Source organism: Synechococcus sp. R6-5 (assembly GCF_047461775.1).
GTDB lineage: Bacteria > Cyanobacteriota > Cyanobacteriia > Thermostichales > Thermostichaceae > Thermostichus.
Genome location: NZ_JANSHV010000252.1, coordinates 1 through 8,689 on the forward strand (window position 1 = coordinate 1; position 8,689 = coordinate 8,689).

The following is an 8,689-nucleotide window of genomic DNA, read 5'->3' on the forward strand; positions in this document are numbered from 1 at the left end:
GCTTAGCGGTCGGAGTCGGGTAGTTTACTTTGTTGTTGAGGCAGTGGTTGGGGTGCAGGACACAAGGTAATGGAGGAGTCTGCCACTCAGGAAGAGATCCCTGGGGGATCTCCTTCAGCAGGGCCATCCCGTTCGTTGATGTCGGTGGCGGGCTTGGTGGCCGGGGCGACCTTGCTCAGTAAGGGCATAGGCTTTATTCGCCAAGCTTTGATTGCAGCAGTGTATGGCTCGGGGCCGGAGTACAGCGCCTTCGGGGTAGCCTACATCCTGCCCGGTTTTCTGTTGATTCTGCTGGGAGGGATCAACGGCCCTTTTCATAGCGCCATCGTCAGTGTCCTCAAAAAGCAGCGGGATCGGGACAGGGAGGATGCGGCTGCCTGGCTGGAATCCATTTCCACCTTGGTAGGCTGCCTGCTCCTGCTGGTCAGCTTGGGCCTTTGGTGGGGAGCGGACTGGGTGGTGCGCCTGAATGCGCCGGGAGCCAGCCCCGAAGTCCATGCTCTGGCCGCTGCGCAACTGCGGATCATGGCCCCTTTGGCCTTGCTCTCGGGGTGGATTGGCATCGGCTTTGGAGCGCTGAATGCTGCCGAACACTACGCCTTGCCTGCCCTTAGCCCGCTGATCTCCAGCTTGGCGGTGATCGGGATCCTGGTCACGCTGGGATGGACGGGGATCCCAACTTTGCTGGCCTGGGGCGTGCTCATCGGGGCCATTGCCCAATGGTTGGCCCAAGTTCCGCTCCAGATGCGGTTAGGGCTGGGGCGACCGCGCCTGCGCTTTGAGTGGGGATCCCCGCAGGTACGGGCGGTGGGCTTGCTGATGTTGCCGGCGGTGATCTCCTCCGGGATGATCCACATCAATGTTTATGTGGATCTGTTTTTTGCCTCTTTCGTACCTGGGGATCGCACCATCGGCAACTTGGGATATGCCCAGCTTCTGGTACAAACGCCGCTGGGGATCCTCTCCAACATGGTGCTGGTGCCCTTGATGCCTCTCTATGCCCAGTTGGCAGGGGATGGATCCCGTTGGCCGGAGCTGCGCCAGCGTATCCGCCAAGGGCTGATGCTTACGGCAATTGTGACCCTGCCCCTGTCGATGCTGTTGGTGGCTTTGGCCGAGCCCATTGTCCAAGTGGCCTACCAGCGGGGGCGCTTTACGCCGGAGGTGACACAAGAGGTGGCAGCCCTGCTCATGGCCTATGGTCTGGGGATGACCGGTTACCTGCTGCGGGATGTGCTGGTGCGGATCTTCTATGCCCTGGAGGATGGGGCTACGCCTCTGCGCATCAGCAGCATGGCCATTGGCCTGAATGCCCTACTGGACTTTCTATTTTTGCAGGCTTTTGGAGCGCCGGGCATTGCCCTGGCCACCGCCGGCGTCAACCTGATAGCCGTGATCGGACTGGGGATCCGCCTCCACCAGCGCCTGCCAGGGATCCCTTGGCGGGAGATGGGACAAGCCCTACTGCCATTGCTGGGGAGCACCGTCCTGGCCGGGGGACTGAGCCATTGGCTGTGGACCCAACTGCGCTCCTACGAGATTGTGGGGTCTCCCCTGCTCACCGCCATCATTTGGGCCGGGCTGGCCGCGGGTTTAGGTCTAAGCTTGTTCGCCGCCGGAGCTCTCTACCTGCGGATCCCAGAAGTGGAGTGGGCAGCAGCCCGACTGCGGAAACGGGTAGGACGCTGGGGGAGCCAGTGGGCAAGCCGGAACTAGCTGATAGCTTCCAGGTAATCTCGCACGCGGTTGCGTCGCTTCGGCTGACGCAGCTTCTGCAGGGCTTTGGCCTCAATTTGCCGCACCCGCTCTCGCGACAGATCCAAGGCGCGACCGATTTCCGCCAGCGAATAGGTGCGCCCATCCCCCAAGCCGAAACGCATGCGGATCACATCCCGCTCGCGGCTGGTGAGATCCGAGAGCAACTGCTGTAGATCGCGATGCAGGGCTTCCCGCATCATGGTCTCTTCTGGGGAAATGTCGTCGGTTTCCAGCAGATCCCCCAGTTCGGTGTCCTTGTCTTTGCCCACCTTGGTTTCTAGAGAAACCGAGCGGGGCACCCGTACCAACAGCTCGCGTACTTGAGGCGGCGTCATCTCCAACTCGGAGGCGATGTCTTCGATGGTGGGGGTGCGGCCCTTTTCCTGGGAGAGCTTGCGCTGCGCTTTTTTGATCTTGTTCAGCTTCTCGGTGATGTGAACGGGCAGGCGGATGGTGCGGCTTTGGGTGGCAATGGCGCGGGTAATGCCCTGCCGGATCCACCAGTAGGCGTAGGTGCTGAAGCGGTAGCCCTTTTTTGGGTCGAACTTTTCCACCGCCCGCTCCAGGCCCAGCGTACCCTCTTGGATCAGATCCAGCAGCTCCAAGCCGCGGTTTTGGTACTTTTTCGCCACCGACACCACCAGGCGCAGGTTGGCCTTGATCATGTGTTCTTTGGCACGCTTGCCAATCCGCTGAATCTGCTGCAGCTTTTCAGGGGTCAGTTGCGCCCACTCGGGGTACTGGTTAGCCTTGGCCACCCATTCCGCAAGAGTGGGATCCCGTCCCAACTCTTTCTGCAGGCGCAGGCGCAAATCCAAGAGCTTCATGTAGTCTTGGACTTTTTGGGCCAGGGCCACCTCTTCATCGCGCCCCAAAAGAGGAACACGACCAATCTCCTGTAAATAGAGGCGCACCAGATCAGTGGAGCGGCGGGTTGGCTCCTCTTCCAGAAACTCGCCATCGGCCAGATCCACCTCTGCTTCTTCGGCAGCCTCGAGGAGATCGGCGGGGCCATCCAACAAAATGTCGTTGAGTTCAGGTTCGTAGTTAGACATGTAGGGTGTTGCTGATGTAGCGACAGGGGTAGGCAGTTCAGTGGGCTGAGAGAGGAATGGTCAGTGATGTGGAGCAAGTTAAGCTTAAGTGTTCCCCAACGGTAACTTCGCGCCTGCTCAACGCCTTACAGCAGTCAGAGGAAATCATACATTGACCTCTTCCTCAACCGGACCTCCTGCCCATGCCCCATAGGGAAAGGCTGAAGTAGCAGCGGAGGGGTCACACGGAGAGCGTGAGCCCCTTATCATAACTTAATTATAGTTGCATTTCTCATCTCAGAGGCATGAGATCCAGCGTAGGATCCCCCCAGTTCAACCGTCACCGCCACTGCGAAAAAGCGTATTGCCCTCAGGGTGAACCCAGCAGCTCGTCCTTGGGGGAAGTAACCCATCCATCCTAGAGGGTCTAAACTTCAAAGGTAGCGTGTAAATTGCTTTGCCTATTCCAATCTATTCGATTCTATTCGATGAACTGTTCCCATTCACCTATCCCACCCAGCTGTGGGGGAGCCAGACTCCCCGAACAGGTCAACCCCCTTCCTCTGGGCGGACTGGGCTCTGCTCAGGCACTTGGGTTGGCCATAGCCCCGCTGACGGGGGAAAAGGTTTCAACCTTGGCATTGACGACTCTATTGGCCATCGGTCTATTCTTTTTTCTGCGAGCTGCGGGCAAGGATCGCGTGGAGAGTCGCCTCTACTCTAGCAGTCGCAGCCTGGAAGAAATGGGATCCGCTCTACGGGAGCACTTGGAAAGGCGTGGCTATCGTCTCCAGTCCGCCGATGCCGAGGGGATCGCCACCTTTGCAGGGCAGGGTCAGGCTAGCGTGGGGCTGGCCCTTTTTTTGACGGGGCTGGCGGGGACGGGACTGGCCTGTTTGGCCTTGGTGCTGCAGACCCTTGAGCCGGGGTGGGGAGCTTGGCCCTGGATGGTGGTGCTGGCTTCTCCTTGGGCGGGTTGGTACTACCGGCAGCGCAACCAACGCCCGGAACAAATCCGCCTGAAACTGCAGGAAGCCGACGAGGACTCCGTCCCGCTCCCCTTCTGTGGACAGCACGGTTCCCCCACAGCACCAACGCGAACGGCCCCTGGATCCCATCTGTGGGTGGAGGGGCATCGGGATGAGCTGGATGGGCTGGCTGCAGCCCTGGGGTTGCAAGAACGGGATCTGGATTAGGGGTAGGGGAGTCTAAGGCCAATCGGGAGAGAGAGGTGCTGGGATCAAAGACAGTTGATCCCCAACGGCGGAATCGGGGCTGCGATTGGGAGCGGGCTCTTTTTTGCAGTTCTTCTGGGCAGGTTGGCTTTTTCCTTGGTTGCGCAGGCCCAGGCCGATGCGGCTGTGTTTTTCCACTAGGGCCAGCACCTGTTTGGCCCGCTCGATCACCGGCTGGGGCAGGCCGGCCATGCGCCCCACCTCGATGCCATAGGAGCGATCTGCCCCCCCCGGCTGTACCTGGTGCAAGAAGATGATGCGATCTTGCAATTCCTTGACCACCACCTGAAAGTTGGCCACGTTGGGCAGCAAGGTCTCCAGTTGGTTGAGCTCGTGGTAGTGGGTGGCAAAGACCGTACGGGCGCGCACCTGAGTGGCCAGGTATTCCGCCACCGCCCAGGCAATGGAAAGGCCATCGAAGGTAGCGGTGCCTCGGCCAATCTCGTCCAGCAGCACCAAGGAGCGCTCGCCGGCGTGGTTGAGGATGTTGGCGGTCTCGTTCATTTCCACCATGAAGGTGGACTGGCCGGTAGCCAGATCGTCCACAGCGCCAATGCGGGTAAATACGCGGTCGCAGAGGCCCAACTCTGCCCGCCGCGCGGGGACAAAGCTGCCCATCTGGGCCAGGATTTGGATGAGCCCAATTTGCCGCAGGTAAGTGGACTTGCCGGACATGTTGGGCCCGGTGAGGACGATCAAATCGGGGCCGTGGGGGGATCCCAGTTGCACCGAATTGGGCACGAAGAGGCCCTGGGGCAGGGATTTTTCCACCACCGGGTGGCGACCCTCCTCGATCATGAGCCGGCGGTCTGTTGTGAGGAGGGGACGGGTGTATCCCTGCTGCACTGCCACTTCCGCCAGGCCAAACAGAGCATCGACGGCAGCCAGGGTCTGGGCCACTTGGCGGATGGCTTCGGCCCGGGATCCTGCCTCTTGGCGCAACTGCACAAACAGCTCGTATTCCCGCTGGTTGATGTCGGTTTGGGCTGTGAGGATGCGGGCCTCTTTTTCTTTGAGCTCGGGGGTAATGAACCGCTCTTCGTTGGTCAGGGTTTGCTTGCGGATGTACTCTTTGGGGACTTGGTGGGCCTTGGCGCGGCTGATGCTGAGGTAGTAGCCGAAGGCCTTGTTGAAGCCCACCTTGAGAGTGGGGATCCCAGTGCGGTCGCGCTCGCTTTTTTCCAACTGGGCAACCCACTGGCGGTCTTGCTCCACCTGCTGCCGCAGCCTGTCCAGCTCGGGATCCACGCCGGCTCGGATGAGGCCCCCCTCGGTGAGCACAGGGGGAGGGGAGGGCAGGAGGGTGTGCTCGATGCGTTGGCCCAGCTCAACCAGGGCGGGATCCACCTGTTGCAGGCTTTGCAAGAGGGGAGTCTTGGCTTCCCCCACCAGCTCGGCCAACTGGGGCAGTTTGCCCAAGGAGGATCCCAAGGCCACCATCTCGCGCGGGTTGGCGGTGCCCGATCCGACGCGGTTGGCCAGCCGCTCCAGGTCGTACAGAGAGTCCAGAAGGGATCCCAGGCGGGCCCGTAGGGAGGGGTTTTCCAAGAGCTCCTGGATGGTGTCTTGGCGAAGGCGGATTTGCTCCGAATCCCGCAAAGGCTGCATTAGCCAGCGCCGCAAAGTGCGCCCCCCCATGGCTGTACGGCTGTGATCCAGCACCCAGAGCAGGGATCCGACAAAGGATCCCTCGCGGATGGTCTGGGTCAGCTCCAAGTTGCGGCGGGTTTGGGGATCCAAGATGAGGTAATCCGTCAACTGATAGGTGCGAGGGGGACGCAGGAGCGGATGGCCCCCCTGAGGAGAGGGCTGCACTAGGTTCTTTTGCGTCTCCTCCAAATAGTGCAACAGCCCCCCCGCCGCTCGAATAGCTAGGGGCAGCCCCTCGCAGCCCAATCCCTCCAGAGAGCGCAGGCCGTAGGTTTGCATTAGGTTCTCCCGCGCCACCGCCAACTCGAAAGGCTCCGCTGGGCGCAGCGTATAGGCGTACTGGCCGGGTAGCCCCAAAGGCCCTTGGGGATCCCCGGGCCGCAGTAGACCCAGGCCCAGTCCCTCCTCGGTGGGCAGCAGGATCTCCGCCGGCTGCAGCCGCGCCAGTTCCTGCTCCAGAGGCTCTTGCCCCTCGCTCTGACACACCCAGAACTCGCCGGTGGAGACATCCGCGTAGGCCAGGCCCCAGCGGCAGGGAGCCTGCTTCGATCCTTTGAGCCGCACGACGGCTGCCAGGTAGTTGTTTTGCCGCGCCTGCAGCAGCTCCTCTTCGAGGACGGTGCCAGGGGTGATCACCCGCGTCACTTCCCGCCGCACCAAGCCCTTGGCCTGATCTGCCGGCTCCATCTGGTCGCAGACGGCCAGGGCATAGCCTTTGGCCACCAACTGGGCAGCGTAGCGGTCGAAAGCATGGTAAGGGATCCCGCACATGGGCACCCGCCCTATGGCCCCTGCTTCTCGCCCGGTGAGCACCAGCTCCAGCTCCCGCGACACCACTTGCGCATCCTGGAAAAACATCTCGTAGAAATCCCCCAGGCGGTAGAGCAGAATGGCGTGCGGGTATTGCCGCTTCAGCTCTACGTAGTGCTGCATCATGGGGGTGAGGAGGGCGGGATCCACCTCTAAGGCATCCCAAGTAGGCTCGGCGGAAGAACTCATGGCATCAAAACGTGGGCAAGCAATGGGCTGAAGGTTCGGAGTCTAGCCAACTCGGGCCGACCAGCTTGGGCCATTCTAGATCCAGGTCTAGATGAAGTTTGAGACGTTTCCCCAGCCCTTCTCCCCTGATTCCCATTTCGCGGTTGGTTGCCATGACCTCGCTCAGGGTAGTTGGATCCCCCCTGAGGTAAGTCTGAATGGCTGGGCAGAGGCGCTGCCCGGTCTTGTCCAAAAGCCCTGAAGCGCAAGAGGGAGAAATTTAGGCACAAGCTATTGAAACTGACTTGCAACATCCAAGAAGCCTTGCTATTCTAGCGACTACGTTTTGTTGAGTTTGACTTTCAATAAAGCTCGGGAGGGAGGCCTGGCCAACTTGGCTGAGTTTTCCATCCCGCCCTTGCGGGCGGAGGGGGTTTCTTGGCCTCAGAAGGCTCTCTTCCTGGGCAAAGCTCGAGAGGTTTTCCCGGTGCTGGTCGATCGCGAGTGTCCGTATACAGAGGTTGAGGGGGGCAGAGGCTGGGGGCAAAGAAAGCGGCTGCTCTCGCCAATCGGTTTGACCTGTTTGCTATTGAGTTTCATTTTCCTAGTACTTTTGGTCTCGATTGCTTTGGGATCCGTTCCCATGACTTTCCCAGAACTCTGGCAAGCCCTGTGGGGGCAGGGGGATCCCATTCGGCAGACGATTGTTTGGCAGTTGCGGCTGCCGCGGGCGCTCTTGGCCCAGTTGCTGGGGGCGGCTCTGGGGATGGCAGGGGCCCTGTTGCAGGGGATGCTGGGCAATGGGCTGGCGGATCCCTACCTGCTGGGCATTTCGGCGGGGGCGGGCCTGGCGGCGGTGGGGTTGCTCACCTTGGGAGAGTGGACGGCTTGGGTGCCCCTGGCCGCTTGGGTGGGCGGGGTGCTGACTACCGTGTTGGTGTACGGGTTGGCGCGTACTCCCTCGGGACTGGCGGTGGAGCGGCTGATCTTGGCGGGGGTGGCCGTCAGCGCCCTGTTTGGGGCCATTAGCTCCACCTTGTTGTTGATGGCAGATGACCGGGTGCAGGTGGCTCTCACCTGGTTGATCGGCAGCTTGAGCGGGCGGGGCTGGCCAGAGGTGCAGGTGGCCGGGGCGTATATCCTGGTCGGCTTGGGATTGGGATGGGGGCAGGCGCGGGCTTTAAACCTGCTGAGCTTGGGGGAAGAGATGGCGGTGAGCTTGGGGATCCCTCTGGCGCGGACGCGGGTGGTGATTGGTCTGGTGGCGGCTTGGCTGGCGGCAACCGCCGTCAGTGTGGGGGGGGTGATCGGCTTTGTCGGTTTGGTGGTGCCCCACATGGTGCGGCAGGGGGTGGGATCCGATTACCGCTGGCTGTTGCCCCTTTCTGCCTTGGCAGGGGCGACCCTGCTGAGCGGTGCCGACATCCTGAGCCGTTTGGGCCCGATAGAGCTGCCGGTGGGGATTGTCACCGCTGTGATGGGGGCTCCCTTTTTCGGCTGGCTGCTGCGGCAGCAGGGGGCAGGGCGATGAGAGAGCCCATCCTGCAGGTCGAGGACTTGAGCGGGGGCTACGGATCCCGGACGGTGGTGCGACAGGTGAGCTTCAGCGTGCAACAGGGGGAATGGCTGAGCATTGTCGGCCCCAATGGTTCCGGCAAATCGACGGTGCTGCGGCTGTTGAGTCGGGTTCTGATTCCCCAAGCTGGGCGCGTGTACCTGGACGGTCGGGATCTGCACACTCAACTCACTCCCCAGCAGGTGGCCCGGCAGTTGGCTCTTTTGCCCCAGCAGCCGAGGATCCCGGCAGGGCTGACGGTGCGGCAATTGGTGAGTCTGGGGCGTTCTCCCCACCAGCCCTGGTGGGCGTGGCAGTTGATGCGGGCCGATTGGCAGCGGGTGGAGTGGGCTCTAGAGCAGACGGGACTGGGATCCCTGGCGCTGCGGCGGGTGGAAACCCTCTCGGGGGGAGAGCGGCAACGGGCTTTTCTGGCGCTGGCTTTGGTGCAGGAGCCGCAGGTGTTGCTGTTGGATGAG

At 61.6% G+C, this 8,689-nt stretch carries 6 protein-coding genes; 4 read left to right on the top strand and 2 right to left on the bottom strand.

Annotated elements, in window-relative coordinates; all coding sequences use genetic code 11:
• Positions 1-69 precede the first annotated feature (69 nt).
• A complete protein-coding gene (gene murJ, locus NW818_RS12280) occupies positions 70-1,716 on the top strand; it encodes a murein biosynthesis integral membrane protein MurJ (protein ID WP_414383428.1) in 1,647 nt (548 codons plus the stop codon).
• Here the strand turns inward: murJ and sigC are convergent.
• The gene (gene sigC / locus NW818_RS12285; RefSeq protein ID WP_011434275.1) at positions 1,713-2,813 is read right to left on the bottom strand and encodes an RNA polymerase sigma factor SigC; all 1,101 of its coding nucleotides are present in this window, start codon (positions 2,811-2,813) and stop codon (positions 1,713-1,715) included. The genes murJ and sigC overlap by 4 nt on opposite strands.
• Before the next feature lie 614 nt (positions 2,814-3,427).
• Between sigC and NW818_RS12290 the strand changes: the two genes are divergently transcribed.
• Positions 3,428-3,988, top strand: coding sequence for a cofactor assembly of complex C subunit B (locus NW818_RS12290; protein ID WP_414424711.1), 561 nt, complete (start codon positions 3,428-3,430; stop codon positions 3,986-3,988).
• Positions 3,989-4,000: 12 nt separating this feature from the next.
• Here the strand turns inward: NW818_RS12290 and mutS are convergent, their stop codons facing one another.
• Entirely contained in the window at positions 4,001-6,676 is a 2,676-nt protein-coding gene (mutS, locus tag NW818_RS12295; RefSeq protein ID WP_414424712.1) for a DNA mismatch repair protein MutS, read from the bottom strand.
• Between the two features lie 466 nt (positions 6,677-7,142).
• Between mutS and NW818_RS12300 the strand changes: the two genes are divergently transcribed.
• Both NW818_RS12300 and NW818_RS12305 read left to right on the top strand, forming a co-directional pair.
• On the top strand, positions 7,143-8,186 hold the full coding sequence (locus tag NW818_RS12300) for a FecCD family ABC transporter permease (RefSeq protein ID WP_414424714.1): 1,044 nt from the start codon (positions 7,143-7,145) through the stop codon (positions 8,184-8,186).
• On the top strand, positions 8,183-8,689 hold a 507-nt coding region (locus tag NW818_RS12305), incomplete at its 3' end, for an ABC transporter ATP-binding protein (protein ID WP_414424713.1). The genes NW818_RS12300 and NW818_RS12305, both read left to right, overlap by 4 nt.